The organism is Vibrio splendidus, from assembly GCF_003345295.1.
In the GTDB taxonomy this organism is placed as follows: domain Bacteria; phylum Pseudomonadota; class Gammaproteobacteria; order Enterobacterales; family Vibrionaceae; genus Vibrio; species Vibrio splendidus_K.
Genome location: NZ_CP031056.1, coordinates 875,361 through 892,161 on the forward strand (window position 1 = coordinate 875,361; position 16,801 = coordinate 892,161).

The 16,801-nt window shown below is 44.1% G+C and carries 13 protein-coding genes; 8 read left to right on the plus strand and 5 right to left on the minus strand.

Going from position 1 to position 16,801, the window contains the following annotated elements; all coding sequences use genetic code 11:
- The first annotated feature begins 150 nt into the window (after positions 1–150).
- Positions 151–1,344 carry a multidrug effflux MFS transporter gene (locus DUN60_RS19565; RefSeq protein WP_114635128.1) on the plus strand — a complete coding sequence of 398 codons (1,194 nt, stop codon included), beginning with the start codon at positions 151–153 and terminating at the stop codon, positions 1,342–1,344.
- A gap of 214 nt (positions 1,345–1,558) precedes the next feature.
- On the opposite strand, the gene DUN60_RS19570 is transcribed toward DUN60_RS19565, so the two are convergent.
- Positions 1,559–2,344: an ABC transporter ATP-binding protein gene (locus DUN60_RS19570; RefSeq protein ID WP_114635130.1), complete on the minus strand. Its 786-nt coding sequence runs from the start codon at positions 2,342–2,344 to the stop codon at positions 1,559–1,561.
- 76 nt (positions 2,345–2,420) lie between these two features.
- On the minus strand, positions 2,421–3,182 hold the full coding sequence (locus tag DUN60_RS19575; RefSeq protein ID WP_114635132.1) for a siderophore ferric iron reductase: 762 nt from the start codon (positions 3,180–3,182) through the stop codon (positions 2,421–2,423).
- Between the two features lie 219 nt (positions 3,183–3,401).
- On the opposite strand from DUN60_RS19575, the gene DUN60_RS19580 reads away from it, so the two are divergent.
- The 7 genes from DUN60_RS19580 to DUN60_RS19610 all read left to right on the plus strand — a co-directional run bounded on the left by DUN60_RS19580 (position 3,402) and on the right by DUN60_RS19610 (position 12,731).
- A complete protein-coding gene (locus tag DUN60_RS19580; protein ID WP_114635134.1) occupies positions 3,402–4,310 on the plus strand; it encodes an AraC family transcriptional regulator in 909 nt (302 codons plus the stop codon).
- Positions 4,311–4,516: 206 nt separating this feature from the next.
- Positions 4,517–6,640: a TonB-dependent siderophore receptor gene (locus DUN60_RS19585; RefSeq protein ID WP_114635136.1), complete on the plus strand. Its 2,124-nt coding sequence runs from the start codon at positions 4,517–4,519 to the stop codon at positions 6,638–6,640.
- Positions 6,641–6,730: 90 nt separating this feature from the next.
- A complete protein-coding gene (locus DUN60_RS19590) occupies positions 6,731–7,684 on the plus strand; it encodes an iron-siderophore ABC transporter substrate-binding protein (RefSeq protein WP_114635138.1) in 954 nt (317 codons plus the stop codon).
- Positions 7,684–9,678 (plus strand): Fe(3+)-hydroxamate ABC transporter permease FhuB, encoded by a 1,995-nt coding sequence (gene fhuB / locus DUN60_RS19595; RefSeq protein WP_114635140.1) that lies wholly within the window; start codon positions 7,684–7,686, stop codon positions 9,676–9,678. The genes DUN60_RS19590 and fhuB overlap by 1 nt, the downstream gene beginning before the upstream one ends.
- Before the next feature lie 282 nt (positions 9,679–9,960).
- Positions 9,961–10,773, plus strand: a complete 813-nt coding sequence (locus DUN60_RS19600; RefSeq protein ID WP_114635142.1) for a crotonase/enoyl-CoA hydratase family protein — start codon at positions 9,961–9,963, stop codon at positions 10,771–10,773.
- 93 nt (positions 10,774–10,866) lie between these two features.
- Positions 10,867–12,042: an OmpP1/FadL family transporter gene (locus tag DUN60_RS19605; RefSeq protein WP_114635144.1), complete on the plus strand. Its 1,176-nt coding sequence runs from the start codon at positions 10,867–10,869 to the stop codon at positions 12,040–12,042.
- Positions 12,042–12,731: a hypothetical protein gene (locus DUN60_RS19610; protein ID WP_114635146.1), complete on the plus strand. Its 690-nt coding sequence runs from the start codon at positions 12,042–12,044 to the stop codon at positions 12,729–12,731. The genes DUN60_RS19605 and DUN60_RS19610 overlap by 1 nt, the downstream gene beginning before the upstream one ends.
- Before the next feature lie 113 nt (positions 12,732–12,844).
- Here DUN60_RS19610 and DUN60_RS19615 read toward each other — a convergent pair whose 3' ends face one another.
- The 3 genes from DUN60_RS19615 to DUN60_RS19625 all read right to left on the minus strand — a co-directional run bounded on the left by DUN60_RS19615 (position 12,845) and on the right by DUN60_RS19625 (position 16,717).
- A complete protein-coding gene (locus DUN60_RS19615) occupies positions 12,845–14,443 on the minus strand; it encodes a bifunctional aspartate transaminase/aspartate 4-decarboxylase (protein WP_114635148.1) in 1,599 nt (532 codons plus the stop codon).
- A gap of 148 nt (positions 14,444–14,591) precedes the next feature.
- Positions 14,592–16,310: an aspartate-alanine antiporter gene (aspT, locus tag DUN60_RS19620; RefSeq protein ID WP_114635150.1), complete on the minus strand. Its 1,719-nt coding sequence runs from the start codon at positions 16,308–16,310 to the stop codon at positions 14,592–14,594.
- Between the two features lie 146 nt (positions 16,311–16,456).
- Positions 16,457–16,717: a hypothetical protein gene (locus tag DUN60_RS19625; RefSeq protein WP_114635152.1), complete on the minus strand. Its 261-nt coding sequence runs from the start codon at positions 16,715–16,717 to the stop codon at positions 16,457–16,459.
- Between the last annotated feature and the right edge of the window lie 84 nt (positions 16,718–16,801).

The window sequence follows — 16,801 nt, forward strand, 5'->3', positions numbered from 1 at the left end:
TACAAGCTCACGTATGTTTACTGTGCCTTTCTCTATTTGATCCAGTCGGAGCATTATGAACAACTCGCCAGCAGCGTTTCCGCTATTTTCTCTGTTTTTATGTTGTGAGTTAGATACGCACGTTTTTTCTTCGAACGGACGTATTAAACGATGAGTCGTCGATTTGATTTTAAATCGATCTTACTTGCGTGTTTGGTCATCAGTATCGGTCAGCTCAGTATGGGTCTTGTGTTCCCATCACTACCTTGGATCGCCAAAGACTTCGATGTATCACTAGAGCAAGCTCAGCTTTTGGTGAGCGTGTACCTATTAGGTTTTGGGCCTTCCCAGTTTATTTATGGCCCTATTTCCGATGCTCTCGGGCGCAAGAAAGTACTGCTGAGCGGATTACTAATCGCCATGCTGGGACTATTGATGATCATTTTCTTCAGCCATTCGTTTACCAATATGGTTATGGGGCGATTTCTGCAAGGCCTAGGAACCGGCTGTTGCGCTGTACTTGCTCGCGCTTCGACGCGCGATAGATTCAACGGTGCAGACTTGCCTTTGGCGATGTCTTATATTGCGATGGTTGCGTCTATAACACCTTTGATCGCGCCTGTTATCGGTGGGTTTATTAACTTCCACTTTGGCTGGAGTATGGTGTTTATCTCACTACTTGGCTATGTCTCATTGGCTTGGGTGGTATTGGCGTTCAAGTTTAAGGAAACCGTCACTCAGGTTTCAGCTATTCCTTCACCGAAGAAAATGGTTTCTCAATATAAAGAGTTACTTACTTCTCGTTATTTTATGAGCTTTGCGAGTATCGGTTGGCTTAACTTTAGCTTGATGATCACCACCGTATCAGTGATGCCATTTATCATGCAAAACCAGATTGGCATGACGTCAGATGAATACGCGATGTGGGCGGTGATTCCTGCATTAGGCATGCTGGGCGGAACAAGCTTATGTAACCGTATTCGCCCTATGCTGGGCAACAAGAAAACTCTGTTATGCACACCTGTATTACATGTTGCTGCGGCGTTATGGCTTTTCTTTTGTCCACTTGAGCCACTGTATTTAATGCTTGGCCAGTTCTTGATGATTCTTGGCAATGGTATTGCGTTACCTTGTGCTCAGGCCTTGGTGATGTTGCCTTATAAGAAGAACGCTGGCGCGGCTGCTGCGATGTCCGGCGGAGGGCAGATGGTGGTGTCTTCAATGGTGAGTATGGGGCTAGTTCAATTAGGGCTAGGAGAAGTGTGGCATCTATCGCTTGTCATCATGTTGTTCACACTGATTACCCTGTTTAATATTTTACGTGGTTTCAGTAGCCAAGAAGCGAGACAGTCCCAGCTTAGCTAGTTATTTGGTTATTTAATTATTTAATTATTTAATTATTTAATTATTTATTATTTAGCTAGCTAGCGAGTGAAAAACGAAAAGGCCATTGAAGTTTATGATTTCAATGGCCTTTATTATGCTTAGAGCTTAGAGCTTAGAGCTTAGAGCTTAGAGCTTAGAGCTTAGAGCTTAGAGCTTAGAGCTTAGAGCTTAGATTTAAACTGAAATACCAGAACTATTCACAGACGACTGCAACCTTCTCACTTGCTGCAGTATTGGCTGGAACTGGATGATCGATCAGTCGGATAGGGGACTCATACAAAGCCGATAGCGCTTGTTCATCAAGCAACTTATCCGCGCTGCCTTCGAACGCAATCTGACCTTTTTTCAGGGCGACAATATGCGTCGCGTAACGAAGCGCTAGGTTCAAATCGTGCAAAATAACGATCACCCCAACATCTTCTTTTTTGTTGAGTTCAGACAGTAAGCCCATTAGCTGAAACTGATGATGAACATCCAATGCAGAGGTCGGTTCATCAAGGATCAATACCGGTGACTGCTGAGCTAGTAACATAGAGACCCATGCTCGTTGACGTTCTCCTCCAGACAAATCATCCGCCAAAGCTTGTGAGAATTCAGTGACACCTGTTCTTTCCATCGCTTGTTGGATAATCGATTTGTCTTCTGAATTCCAACGACCTAGTGCGCCTCTCCATGGGAAACGCCCTAAACGAACCAGCTCTTCTACGGTTAAACCTGCAGAAGCGGGAAGTTTTTGCGGTAAATAGGCAATTTTCTTTGCTAAGTCTTTGCTTTGGAGTGAAGAAAGAGAAGAACCCTCGAACTCAACGGTGCCGTGATCCGGTGACATTTGTCCTGATAGCAAGTTAACGAGCGTGGATTTGCCAGAACCGTTATGACCAAGAACTACGGTCAGTTCATCGGTCGGAATAGTGAGATCGTCAACTGAGAGAATGGTTCGGTTGTCTCGAACGATGTTGATGTTTGAAAGCTGGAACATGTCGGTCCTGTATCGAGACCAATAGCGATGCTTAATGAAAGCAAATTTGTCGCACTGGTCTTTAAAGTGGTGGTTGTTATTTAGCCGTTTTTTTGTTGTCAGGGTGCCTAGGACAATCGTCACAGTACTTTCTTGAATCGCACTTATAAACGAGGCAGCAACTGACTCTGATCAGTTTTAGCATTCCTGAATGGGCATCGACCTTAAGGCTGTCTAAATGACTTTCAGGCAATTGGCATGCTTCTAACCAAAGCTTAGCTTGCTCAGTGATATAATCATTAGTCAGGCTTGGTTCGTGCTGCTGAAGTTTTATCAAGCTGCCTAGTAATAGATCAGCAAGTAGATGATTGGTAAACCCCGGACGAATACGTGTCCATTCGCTAATCTGGCTACGATAAAACTCTGTTAGTGCAAGAATAGCTTTGCCCGCTTGTGGAATCAGTTCTTCTGGTGAACCGTGTTGATGATCACCATTAAAGAAACGGTAGCCTGTGACAAATTCTTTGTACCTAAACTGACCGATGTTCTTGATATCGGGCAGTGAATGAAGCCCATAGATAGAAATGAAGGTCACATAGATAGGCTGCCAGCACACGAGATCCCACGTACGCGTTAACCAATACGCTTTGCCTGCTTCAGGGTGGCTTTGCGCAAGCCCATCGTAAACTCGTTTGAGTTCTTTATGGCTATTCTCATTTGTTATCGCAATGCTCTTGCTATTAAGTGCGCCAAAGCTTCCGCTTAAATACGGGGTAACTTCTTTTGAGTAAGCGAAGATTTTCTGATGTAGAGACGGGGCTTTCCGACGAGTGATAATATTGTGCAGTTGGGGAAGCATCTTAAATCAATAAATGAGAATCAGTTGCGTTATCATAACGGACATAATCTAGGATAACCATACAAAATGGAGCATCTACTCGGTGCTTTTGACGTTTTTGAGATTTATAAAGTGTGGGCAGGCTGTACATTTTTAAGTGATAAAAGCCGTTTTAAATGATAAAAGTATTGGTGAATCGAATATGTCGCTGTCAACTATAGAGAATATGAAAGCTTAAATATGAACACACCTGCATTTGGTCGTATCAGTCGCGTTTTGACCTATATCCATTCGAACCTTAGCTCCTCGCTATCGTTAGAAGATATTGCGACACAAAGCTGTTGGTCTCGTTGGCAGCTTCAAAGAGTGTTTCAAGCCGAAACAGGGCTTACTGTGGCTAACTATGTGAGAGAGCTAAAGTTAAGCCAAGCTGCAGAACACCTGCTTGATGGAAAAGAGCGCGTGATAGATATTGCTCTTGGGCTCGGGTTCAATTCAGAAATAAGCTTTAGCCGCTCGTTTAAGCAGATGTTTGGGTCTAGCCCAAGTCAGTATAGAAAAGCAGGCAAAAGAGTTGGGCTAAGAAAGCCGATACAAGTATCTGAAACAGCGAGTACTTCTGAAAAAGGGGCGTTAAGCTTTGTGGAAGTGCGCATTGATGAAAGAGAGTCTTTCCTAGTGAAAGGTATGACATCAGAAATCAGTGGTTTGTTTTCACTCACGCAAGACTTCGCTCAGAAAGTCCCTCAGCTATGGTCACGTTTAGAAGGCGAGGTTGAGATCCCTGACGACAACGTGCTCCAGTTCATTGGCGTGGTTGACCTGACTCAGTCTTGCTTTGACGGCACGAATATTCACTATTGGGCAGGGGTTGAGCTTCAGGAAGGAATTTCAATCCCGCAATTACCGAGTATTATCTCTGAAAGGTTAGAGGTACTGACGGTTCCTAAGCAAACTTATGCTGTAGTGAAGCACTGTGGTCCAATTGAGAATTTACGACACACCTTGAGTTGGTTTGTGCTGAATTGGATGCCAAGTTCAGGTTATCGTGGCGTTGATGGATATGAGCTTGAAGTGTACCCGTTTGCCTACCAAGCAAATGCCTCTGACGCTGAAATGGAGTACTGGGTTCCTATTATTAAATCGTAGTCATATTCCCGCTTACTATCTTCTAGCAAAGTCTTCCTATCAATAGGGTCAATTGTCTTTTAAATCACCAATTGACCGTTTTCTGCTAAAAATAGGTCAAGTTCTTTTTGAATTTGCACCAAATTGTTAATTATCCCACCTCTAGATACATACAATGCAAATGAGATTTATTATTATTTATATTAAGCATTGGTACCGAGGGAATTATGACCACTCACACTCGTTTTAAGTATTCATCATTGGCAGTAGCGTTGCTGACTGCGTTCGCAGCGCAAGCGTTGGCGGAAGAAACCGTTACAGCGGCAGACTCGAACATCGAGACTGTCACTATCATGGGTAAAGCCTATCGTAATACAGCAACCAAGTCGGCACTTGAGCCAGAAGAGACGCCTCAAGGTATTACGGTTATTGATGAAGAACAGTTAGAGCAACGAGGTGTTCAATCTTTGAACCAAGCCCTTCGTTATGCACCGGGTGTTGTAACTGAAAACCGTGGTGGTTCTGTAGCCATGTTTGATTCTTACTCTATCCGTGGTTTTAACACGAACAACGTTAACTACTACGATGGCCTTTCGCTTCAGTTCTTGAATGGTTGGAACTTGCAGCCACAGATTGACCCTATCGCAATGCAACAAGTTGAGATTTTTAAAGGTCCAACATCAGTTCTGTACGGTGCAATGCCACCAGGCGGTATGGTGAATATGATCGCTAAAACTCCACAAACTGAGCAGTCAACGAAGGTTGGCGTTGCAACGGGTTCTCGAAACCTACAAGAAGCTTCTATTGATACGACGGGACAATTTGGTGACAGCGATTTCTCATACCGCTTAATAGCACTTGCTCGTAAACAAGATAGCCAAGTTGATAACGCTGAAGAAGAGCGTTACTTAATTGCTCCTTCTGTAGATTGGCAAGTAAGCGACAAAACACTAATCAATTTCAACCTTTACTACCAGAATGATCCTTCAATGGGCATTAACTCAGCAATGCCTTTAGATGTGTTAAAAGCGAGTGATCCATCGGTTTCTATGGGAGATAAGAACTGGAGTAAATTTGAACGTGAAGTGTTGATGGTTGGTTATAAAATTAACCATGACTTCAATGATAATTGGACCTTCTTACAAAATGCTCGTTATACCGATGCATCTCTGTACCAAGAGAATACCTACCATCTTAGTTATGATCCGAGCACCCCAAATCAATTATCTCGTGCGTTGTACTCAACGGACGAGAGCTTTAAAGGTTTTGTTATTGATAACCAGCTGAGTGGTGTTATTAAAGCCGGTTCGTTAGAGCACAATGTGTTAGTTGGTGTTGATTACCAAAATATGGATGGAGACGTTAATTACTCGTCTTATAGTGCGAACGGAAGTGGTTTCAATAGCTTCGATCCGTTGAATCCTAATAATGATCTCCTCGATCGCAGCGATGTAACAAAAACGGGTGAATATCTTGATGACACCACATCAAGTCAGCTTGGTTTATACCTTCAGGACCAAGTTCGTTTAGATGCTCTTGTCTTAATTGCAGGTGCTCGTTTTGATCACTACAAATCAGAAAGCGATTACTACGCTCATGAATCCGATCATAAGCAATTTACTTATCGTGTAGGCGGCTTATACGAACTTGATAATGGGCTATCTCCATTTGCGAGCTACGCGACCAGTTTCGAGCCAGCTCCGGGGGTTGATAAGAGTGGCAACGAATTTGATCCTGAAATGGCGCAACAAGCTGAGATTGGTGTGAAGTACCTGTCTGATGATATGTCGAAAGAAGCAACGGTTTCTCTCTTCCATATCACTAAGCAAGACATGCTAATGACTGACCCTAGTAATGTTTATGGGCCAAGAATTCAAGTCGGTGAAGTGGTATCACAAGGTGCTGAAGTATCTGGTCGTTGGTTTGCTACTGAGAACTTTGATATTGCCGCAGCTTACACTTACGTGGATATGGAAATAACAGAAGATACGAGCAATGGTCTAGAGGGCACTACACCAATCTATGTACCTGAACATACTGCGAACTTATGGGCTAACTACAACGTATTTACAGGGATGCTAGCTGGTTCTCGACTAAGCGCAGGCGCTCGTTACGTTGGCGAAATGCAAATGGATGCGAGTAATACACAAGGCAAAGTGCCGTCTTACACTGTGGTTGATCTATCTGTAGGTTATGACTTAGGTGCCGCAAGCGAGACTTTATCTGGTGCGACTGCCAACCTAGCCGTGAACAATATTTTCAATGAAGAATATTACGCGTGTTACGACCAATCGAACTGTTGGTTCGGTGCTGAGCAGTCTGTAGAGCTAAGCGTCAACTATGAGTTCTAACTAAGTTAGTGTATCCAATTTAAAGCAGCCTAGTTAAGGCTGCTTTTGTCGTTTGAAGAAATATAGAATTTAGATTGAGTAGGCAACAGTATGAATTTACAACGAATAGCTTCCCATTTTTCTAAAGTAAAGAGCTTGAATGCAAAGCTGGTGGTATCCGTGTTGGCGAGCGCTTTATCGTTTAATGCGATGGCCAATTTTCAAGTTGAAGACAGTGAGGGTGTTAAAACCCTTGAAGCTCAGCCTGTTAGAGTGGCTGCGTTGAACTGGGACATAGCCGAACAAGTGATTGAACTCGGTGTCACACCAGTAGCGGTACCTGATATTGCAGGTTATACCGATTGGGTTGTTCAACCTGCTATTCCAGAAGGCGTGGCGGATATTGGCACTCGAACTGAGCCGAATTTTTCTGCTTTGAAGAAGCTAAACCCTGATGTGATTCTTATCGCTTCTCCTCAGAAAGATCTTCAGGAACGACTTTCTGAAATTGCGCCCGTGCTTTACTACCAAACGTACAGCGAACAACACAGCAATGCAGCGGCTGCTATTGAGAATTTAAAGAAGATCGGACAGTTGCTTGGTAAAGAAGAACAAGCGAACCAAAAGCTGGCCGCAATGGATGAGCGTATCGCTGTTCTAAAAGCTGAGTTAGATAAAGCGTATCCGGGCGACAAACCGAAAGTTACCTCTTTCCGTTTTGCGAGCACCACATCGGTGTTCATTTATGGCGATAACTCTATTCCACAATACGCACTTGAACAGCTAGGCTTTGACAATGCGATGGATCTTCCTGCAAGTCAGTGGGGCATCAGTCAAAAACGCATGACCGAGCTTAAGAACGTGAAGAACGGTATTGCGCTTTACTTTGAACCTTTCCCATATCAAGACAAGCTAGACCGTTCTCCGGTTTGGAAGAGCATGCCTTTCGTTCGCAAGGGTCAATTTAGCCCAGTCGCGGCAAGTTGGAGTTACGGCGGTGCAATGTCGATCTTGTATAACGCAGAAGCCATGGCGCAATCGTTGTTGACGCTAGCGGAGCAGTAATGAAATCCAGTGGTTTTATGATGGGGGCTGCGCTACTTTGTGCTGCCCTTGTTCATTTATGGTTAGGGCAGTCGGAATTTGGCCCTATTGGTGAGTTGCTTCAACAAGCCTCACAGATCAGTGACATCGTTACATTCAATAAAATGGTCGATGATTCATTCGAGTTGATGGCGTTAGCCTATGTCAATTTACCTCGCTTGGTGATGGCGATCTTGGTCGGCGGAACACTTGGCACTATCGGCAGCTTGTTTCAACAATTGACGCAGAACCGCATGATGTCCCCGTTAACTTTGGGTACATCATCAGGGGCGTGGCTTGGTCTGGTTATTCTGAATGTGGTAGCGCCGATGTTGGTCGCTCAGTATTCAGTTTGGTTTGCTCTAGTTGGTGCGCTGCTTGCGATGGGGCTGATTGTTTCGATTGTTGGCATCAAAAACATGAGCGGCTTGCCAATTGTATTGGCGGGTATGGCGGTCAACTTGTTGCTAGGGGCATTTGCGACAGCGATTATTCTGCTCAACGATCAGTACGCACAAAATCTATTTGTGTGGGGAGCGGGCGACCTAGGACAGAATGGTTGGGAACAAGTGCTTTGGTTGATGCCTAAGCTGTTGCCGATTTTTGCCATATTCTTCTTAGCTCCGCGAGTTCTGACTTTGCTTTCCATCGGCACAGAAGGGGCAGCAGCGCGCGGGCTCAATATTGGCACCACATTCTTTGTATTGATGGTGGTTGGCGTTTGGTTGGTTTCAGTATCGATTACCTCAGTGGGCGTGATCAGCTTTATCGGTTTGATTGCTCCGAACATTGCTAGACATCTAGGTTTTCTAAAGGCGAAATCTGAACTCATCGCAAGCTGTGTATTAGGTGCGTTACTGCTGTGTGTCACTGACAGCTTGGCGATTTTCTTGGCGCAATGGTCTTTGGACATGATTCCAACAAGAACGGCAACTGCTGTGGTTGGTGCTCCTGCGTTGATTATTATTGCGAGAAAGCAATTATCGGCTCAAGATCAGCTGTTTTTCTCGATGCCTAAAGGTCCAAAGTCTATTTCACCTGTGGCTTACTTCTTGTTGGGGACGATGATCTTGGGGCTGTTGGCGTTGAGTACATTGTCTCAGCCTTCTTCTGATATGGGCTACTTTGTTATTCCAGACGCATTTGAATGGTCTATTCGTTGGCCGAGAATGTTAACCGCGATATTCGCTGGTGGCGGCTTAGCGGTGGCGGGTGTGATTTTACAAAGATTGGTCTACAACCCGCTCGCAAGCCCAGATATTCTTGGTGTGTCGGCGGGTGCAGTTCTGGCGTTGATTTTCAGTAGCTTATTCATGGGCTATTCGATTCACTCACTAAGCCCGTGGGTTGCATTTTTAGGTAGTGCGATTGCACTTTGTTTATTGCTGTTTCTTGGAAAGAAGCATCAGTTTGCTCCGTCTATTCTAATTCTGACAGGTATCTCGTTGACCGCGGTATTGGAAGCTTTGGTGCAATTCTCTCTAACGCGAGTGGGTGAGGGGAAATACACTTTATTGGCTTGGTTAGCAGGGTCTACCTATCGTGTTGAACCTGAGTCAGCAATGATTATGGCCATAGTGATAACGGCTTGTATTGGTGTGGCTCTGCTGTTGAGTCGTTGGGTGACCTTAATTGCGGCGGGACGTCAGTTCGCGAGTGCCAGAGGGTTGAATATCAATATCGCCTACGTGGCATTGTTGTGTATTGTTGCGATCTTATGTTCGGTCGTGACAACCACCATGGGACCAGTCGCGTTTGTCGGCTTGTTGGCTCCGCATATTGCCGCAATGGTGGGTGCGCGTTTGGTTAAAGAACAGATCATCTTGTCGTTTTTAATTGGTGCTGCACTCATGTTATTTGCTGACTGGTTAGGGCAAGTGGTGGTGTTTCCGGCGCAGCTTGCGGCAGGGACGTTAGTTTCCATTATTGGTGGCAGCTACTTCATCTTCTTGTTACTGAAATCTCGAAGAACATAGGTTCTCCCAAAACTGAGAGTCCTTGATTATCAAAGCTACTGGTATTCAAAGCTATTGGTATTCAAAACTACTGGCGATCAAAGCTATTGGCAAAAAAGCTATGAATGAAAAGCTATGAATGAAAAGCAGTGAATGGAGCGATCCATCACTGCTTTTTTATTTATGTCGTTTGTGTAAAGGGGCGGTGTTAAGCAACACAGGTCTCGCTTCTTAATGTGCAAGTTTGGCATATGTTAATAAAATGTATAATCTAAAGGTCTGACCACTTATAAGGTAGCCACCATGCCAAACCTCGATCGTATTACTTGTTCTATCGATGGAAACCAAATTGCGACGGTTGTGTTGAATCGACCCGATAAGCTCAATGCTATTGATATGGCGATGTTTGAAGCCGTTAATGACATGATAAGTGAGCTCAAGAAGAGCAGAGATATTCGAGCTGTTATTGTTAAAGGCAGTGGTTCCGATTTTTGTTCTGGTTTAGATGTTAAATCGTTATTGAACAGTAAAGTAGGGGCGATGAAGCTTTTGTTCAAATGGTTACCGACATTACCTAATGCTGCGCAGCACTTTTCGCTTGGTTGGCGAGAGATCCCATGTCCTGTCATTTTTGCGATTCATGGTCGTTGTTGGGGAGGAGGCCTTCAATTAGCCAGTGGTGGTGATTTTAGGATGGCCAGTCCAGACGCGACTTTCTCGATACTGGAAGCCAAATGGGGTTTGATTCCTGACATGGGAGGCGCCATCGCATTTCGAGAGTTAATGCGTAAAGATCACACCTTAGAAATGGCGATGACCGCTAAAGTGATCGACTGTGAAACAGCGAAAGACTATGGGCTGGTAACCAAGATTGCCGAAGACCCTTACGCTGAAGCTTATGCGTTGGCACTTGAATGTGCGAATCGGTCGCCAGATGTCGTCGCAGCTAATAAGAAACTTTACAACAAGACTTGGTGGTCAAGCACTGGCATGGCCGTATTTTACGAGACCTGGTATCAGATAAAGGTAGGGTTAGGTAAGAACAGAGCAATTGCTGCTCAACGTGAAATTCATCGAGACAAGCCACGTTCATACGTCGCGAGAAAGTTCAAATAGCGTTTGTACAGGAATAACGGATATTCCATTTGTTTATGGGGCTTTGCGGTAACCTTAGAGCAATTTAATGTCTAAGGCTAAATGAGCAATCTGATGAACAAAACTTTTACTTACTCGCTAGCTGCCACCGCAATTTTTACAAGCTTAAATGCTTTCGCAAGTGGTTTGTTTTTGCAAGAAGCTGTTGTCGCCAATGCCGGTACTACTGGTGCCGGTGATGGTGTTTACACTCGTTCGGCTGCGGCGATGTGGACCAACCCAGCCACCATGTCACACATGGGCGAAAGCAAGACTACCATTAATACTATGGCGTTTGATCTTGAGATGAAATATCAAGATAACCAAGATTCTAGCGATGATGGAAAAGGGCACTCAGTTCTTCCCTCATTTGGTGCCTTTCATGCTCATCAAGTCACAGACAAACTACACTTTGGTATTGCGCTTGGTGCTGTTGGCGGTTCAAGCCTCGATTATGGCAGTGATTGGGCGGGTGCTGCACTTCTAGAAGATATCACTCTCACAGCAATGCAAGTGAATCCATCACTGAGTTATAAGCTGAATGACCAGTGGTCAGTAGGCGCGGGTGTGCAATTGAGCTGGGCAGCATTTGAGCAGTCAACTTCTGGGTTTACAGCTAAACAAGATACCGATTGGACCTATGGATATAACCTTGGTGTGATGTATACACCAACGGATAAACTTAAGTTGGGTGCCAGCTACCGCTCGAAACTAGAACATGAGTTTAAGAATGAGTTAAAAGGCCCATTACCTGGTAGCAATCGTTCTTTATCTACGGATATTGCGTTACCTGAGATTGTCGATGTCAGTGCTAGTTATGCCTTGAACCAACAACTTGACCTATTGGCAAGTATTCAGTTCCATCGTTGGAGCGCGTGGGACGAGACAGTACTAGACTTTGGTGCATCAGTTGGTGGTGACCCTACAGGCGGAATTCCAATCAAGCGTGACTGGGATGATGTTTGGAAATTTGCGGTTGGTGCTGATTATCAATTGAATTCAGACTGGCGTTTAAAAGCGGGCTTCTCTTACGAGACCTCGCCACAAGATGATCCGTCAATGCAATGGGTTGACCTCCCTGTTGGCGAACAGTATCGCTACTCAGTAGGTGCTTCAACGTATTGGGATGATATCTTGATCGACGTGTTCTACGAATACGCTGACTTGGGTTCGGTTGAAATGGATCGTCTAATGGTTGATGGTTCGTTCGACGGCCGTATCCACTTTGTTGGCGTTAGTGCGACCTTCTAATGACATTACGTAATCTATTACTTGTTGCTGTGGCAACGTTCGGATCGATGGATGCTTTGGCTGAAGAGAAGCACCCTGATGATCCGACTAAAATCGTGACAAAAGCTGGCGTTGCTTATAACGAAGATTTGCAGTTTTCAGGCTCTATTGGTTTAGATGAAGCGCGAATGATCAATGCTCGTGTCAATGCCGACGGTGAAGAGTGGCGATTAGGCGGTTCATGGCTGTTGCCTATGGGTATTGTGAACTTCAACTTTAGCCGTTCTGAATATGACAACGATGCTTATAAGAACAACTACAGTATTGGCACATTTATACCACTGAGCTATTTCGATATTGAGCCGTTCGGTTGGCAAATCTTCCCTATGGCTGGTTACAGCTATAATGACGGCGAAGTAGCTGTTTTCGATGATGATAACGTTGGTTCTGACTATGTGTTGATGCCGAGCTCAACACACGGTGGCTACATTGGTGCGTTTGGTTTAAAAACGATTACTGATGAATGGTCTATCATGGGCTTCGGTGGCGGTTCAATGGGGTCTGATGATTATTCAGGGTATTGGGCAGGCGTCGGTGCTAGCTACAAGTTGAGTGATGCTCAATCATTCAACTTCTTCACTATTTTTGCTGAGGATGACTTCGGTGAAAATAACAGTGTTGGCGCTTCTTATACCTATGAGTTCAAATAGCTTTTCTAACATATCGTCTTAGATAAAAAGAACTGAGTGTAGGCTCACTAATTTAGTGAATCTACACTCAGAACTTATCGCTCTTCTATGAGCTTTCTAGTGTTGAGGTCGTGTTAGCAAGCCGCTTCGTAACGTTCAACATAGCTTTGCATTACCGCGTTCATCGCTTTGGTGATATTTGCGTATTGTGCTTCCTCTAGATTCGCGAGAGACACACGCAGAGACCACGTTGGCGCATCAAAACCTGCCCCAGGCATCACAATCACACCATGTTCTTCTGCAAGGCGTACCAAGAAATCAAGCGGCTCATACGTTTCTTCTAACCATGCGAAGAAATCGTTGCTATGAATCGTTTGAGCAATCTCTTTCAGATCAATCTCCACGTAATAGAATGCACCGGTTTGATCGCCTTCAGCAACGATTGGCGCGGCTAAGTTATTCTGCATTAGAGTGTGGTAGCGACGACGCACAATTTGTTTCGCGAGTCGTTTGTATTCTTCACCATCCTTCATCAAAGACAGTAGCGAGAACATTGTCATCTGAATCTGCTGAGGTGTTGAAAGACCGGCCGTATGGTTCAGTGCTACTGCACGGCTGTCTGCCACTAAACGATCAATGAACTTAATCTTACTCGGCTCAAGTGCAATGCCTTGGTATCTTGCCGTTAGTGTGCCTCTGGTTTCCTCTGGAAGATCAGCAATCATACGGTCGAAGTTGTTGTCTTCATGTACGCCAATCACGCCTAAACGCCAGCCTGTTGCACCAAAGTACTTAGAGTATGAATACACTAGAATAGTGTTCTTCGGAGCCAGCATTGCTAATGATGTGAAGTTATCAGCGAAAGTGCCATAAACATCATCAGTAAGAAGGATTAGGTCAGGGCGACGGTTAGCAACCTCTGCAATCTTATAGAGTGTCTCATCGCTTAATCGAACCGAAGCAGGGTTGCTTGGGTTAACGAGGAAGAACGCTTTAACACTTGGATCGTTCAGTTTTTCTAATTCAGAGTCTGGAATTTGCCACGCAGACGCTTCATCCGCCATGATTTCTACTTTGTTGAGCGCGTAATCTTCTAGCTCGGGCATTTCGATATACGGAGTGAAAATCGGAGTACCAATCGCGATGGTGTCACCAGGGTTCAATAGTCGGTTGCTCTTTAGCGTGTTAAAGATGTAAACCATGGCCGCTGTGCCACCCTCAACGGCGAACAAGTCAAACTTTCCTGCAGGTAATGGCTGTGAGCCCGCCATTTCTTGCTCAATGTATTTGCGAGCAATAAGTTCTGAATATTTGAGCATGCGATCAGGCACTGGGTAGTTGTTACCTAGAATCCCCTCAACCCATTCATAAATAAGCGCATCACCGTCTACCTGATATTGATCCGTAATAAACTGGAAGGCTTCAATGAGGAATTGCACACCTTCTTGGTCTTCGTATTTTTCACAAAACTGAAGAAAGCGCAGGCTAATATCTTGTTGAACTCCCATTCCACCAAAGCCTTCATATCCTGAGAAATTCGATTTTGATTCTTCTAGTGCAAACATACCTAATTGGAAAAAGGCTTCACGTGGCGCTGTCGCGACCCAGTTTGGGTTACCACGACCAGCGTTGATCATGGTTTTTTCATGTGAATGTTGAGCAAGGTCGATCAGTGTGTTTTTTACTTCGAATGGGCTTAGTGTTTCTAGGCGTTTTTCATCTGTGCGTTTCATAGTCGTTTCTCTTTAAATTTGTTTAAGATCCAAGTTTTTTGGATATATAAATGAGTTAATTTCTTTGAGCAGCTAGCCTGCTTGGCTAGCTACTGTGTTAAATCGTTAATTAATAAGTTGAATCATCAATTGGCTGATTCGGTGTTGATTACGAGATTTTGGTAATTAGGTTGATGATGATCGGACCCCATAAGGTGAGGAAGATATTGGCAACCGCATAAGTCATCGTGAAACTCGGTACTGGTGTGCTGTTCTGTGTTTTTTCTAGTAGCGATGCGAATGCAGGGTTTGCACTGCGGCTACCCGCGACAACAGCAAGTGCTTCCACTGGGTTTTTGATTTTGAGTACGTAGTAGTTAAATAGGAACGTCAGTATTTGAGGAATCAGAGTCACCAATACACCGAGTAGTAATAGCGTTATGCCATTCTCTTTGATTGCCGTCAGCGCTGGAGCGCCTGCATTAATACCAACAACCGCAACAAATACTGCAAGGCCGAATGTCTGCATAAAGTTGGCTGCGCCGTGGTTAACACTGCCTAAACGAGGTGTACGCATTCTTAGGTAGCCCACAAGTAGGCCGGAAACCAGACAACCTAAACCTGAACCTAGAGCGATATGAGAACCACCGATAGTGAAACCAATCTCGCCAATCAGATAGCCAAGCACCATGCCGAAAGACATTGTTACGAAGTCAGTAACACTAGGCAGTGGGCTGTTGTAACCAATTTTTTTGATGACTTTAGTTATGTCTTCTTTTTGTCCAACTAAGGTGATTTCGTCACCAATGTGCAGTTCAGTTTCTGGCAATGTCGAAATATCATGGCCCATGCGTGATAGCTGAGTGATATAAACACCACGACGAATACGTGCGTTCGTTTCATCGTGAAGCTTACGTAGCGTAATACCCGCTAGTTTCTTATTCGTGAGTACGACCTTCTGTTGTGTTTGGACAACATTGCTTTTTTCACTAAATTCACCGAGTTCGATACCCAATGAGGTCACTTTAGGAAATGCCTGAGTCAGACCAGTAAGGTAAACTTTGTCACCCGCCGCTAAAATAGGGTTCTTCGCCAAATCTAACGTTGATTCTGTGTCTTGGTGTGAGCGGTAAATAGCTTCAATTGTGAGGTCAGCATCGAATGCTTCTTCTAACTCGACAACACTTTTCCCAACAAACATAGAGTTCGCGGTCACTTGATAAGCACGAGAAGATACGCGGTTCAATGCAGAGAATTCACCCTCGTTTAGTTGCTTGCTGCCAGCGCCCATTTTTTCCGCAAGCTTCTTCGCTTCTTTGGTTATGTTCCAACCCATTACCATTGGAATGAGTGACATCATTAGAATCGGACCAAGAGAGCCGAAGATATAGGTGATTGAGTAACCCACAGCCACGTTTGTTTTAAGCGTTGAGGTGACATCTGGCGCCAGGTTCAACTGATCGATAGCATTACCTGCAGTACCTATGATTGCCGATTGTGTTAAGCCACCAGCCGCAAGGCCCGCCGCTAAACCTTTATCTAGTCCTGCCCATTTAGAGAGCAATACAACCGTGATTAATCCTACAAACGTCATCACAAACGAAGCGAATAAGCGTGTTAGCGATGAAAGGCGGAATGACGAGAAAAACTGCGGACCGCCGTTGTAACCCACCATAAAAATAAATAAAGCAAAGAAGATGCTTTTTACTTCGTTAGAAATCGCGATACCGCCGATCTGGCCAAGTGCTACAGCAACAAGCAGTGAACCTGCAATTCCACCTAATTCAAACTTACCGATTTTAATTTTACCGATTAAGTAACCGAGACCGAGTGATAAAAAGAGCGCTATAAACGGATAGTCTCTAAGTTGTTCAATAATAAATGACATAGTAATCCTTGAATGAAATAGCATCATCATTGACTTGCTATTTCATTTTTTAATTTGGTTTAACGTTTGATTAAGCATTAATTCATATTTTGTGGAAGAACTGATTTAATGCTTTATTTTTAATAATCTGGACTTCATCCAGTCTTCTACTTTTTATGATGCAGTCGCGATGATTTTTTATGGTCATGAATTTTATCTTTGTGATGTTTATCATGATGACCATCAGAATGGTGATTGACTAAATGCTTATGACCTTCTGGGGCGCCACCATGTTGACCAGAATGAGAAGGTTGATGCTCTCTATATTCTAAATGGTCTTTATTATGTTTATGGGTAACATCTTCTCCATATATACGTTTCATCTTTTCTTTAATAGCGACTTTAGTATTGTTAATTTGATTCGACATAGTTAACTCGTTTATTTGTTTAAGGAACGATGAGAATTATATCGATCGAGAAAATAGATAAATCATGTTCAAATAAAATAGCAA

Bases quoted from the DNA above. Each gene is read 5' to 3' on its own strand.
- DUN60_RS19575 (WP_114635132.1), bottom strand. From the start codon at position 3,182: ATGCTTCCCCAACTGCACAATATTATCACTCGTCGGAAAGCCCCGTCT.
- aspT (WP_114635150.1), bottom strand. From the start codon at position 16,310: ATGTCATTTATTATTGAACAACTTAGAGACTATCCGTTTATAGCGCTC.
- DUN60_RS19580 (WP_114635134.1), top strand. From the start codon at position 3,402: ATGAACACACCTGCATTTGGTCGTATCAGTCGCGTTTTGACCTATATC.
- DUN60_RS19605 (WP_114635144.1), top strand. From the start codon at position 10,867: ATGAACAAAACTTTTACTTACTCGCTAGCTGCCACCGCAATTTTTACA.
- DUN60_RS19610 (WP_114635146.1), top strand. From the start codon at position 12,042: ATGACATTACGTAATCTATTACTTGTTGCTGTGGCAACGTTCGGATCG.
- DUN60_RS19615 (WP_114635148.1), bottom strand. From the start codon at position 14,443: ATGAAACGCACAGATGAAAAACGCCTAGAAACACTAAGCCCATTCGAA.
- DUN60_RS19590 (WP_114635138.1), top strand. From the start codon at position 6,731: ATGAATTTACAACGAATAGCTTCCCATTTTTCTAAAGTAAAGAGCTTG.
- DUN60_RS19565 (WP_114635128.1), top strand. From the start codon at position 151: ATGAGTCGTCGATTTGATTTTAAATCGATCTTACTTGCGTGTTTGGTC.
- DUN60_RS19570 (WP_114635130.1), bottom strand. From the start codon at position 2,344: ATGTTCCAGCTTTCAAACATCAACATCGTTCGAGACAACCGAACCATT.
- DUN60_RS19625 (WP_114635152.1), bottom strand. From the start codon at position 16,717: ATGTCGAATCAAATTAACAATACTAAAGTCGCTATTAAAGAAAAGATG.
- fhuB (WP_114635140.1), top strand. From the start codon at position 7,684: ATGAAATCCAGTGGTTTTATGATGGGGGCTGCGCTACTTTGTGCTGCC.
- DUN60_RS19585 (WP_114635136.1), top strand. From the start codon at position 4,517: ATGACCACTCACACTCGTTTTAAGTATTCATCATTGGCAGTAGCGTTG.
- DUN60_RS19600 (WP_114635142.1), top strand. From the start codon at position 9,961: ATGCCAAACCTCGATCGTATTACTTGTTCTATCGATGGAAACCAAATT.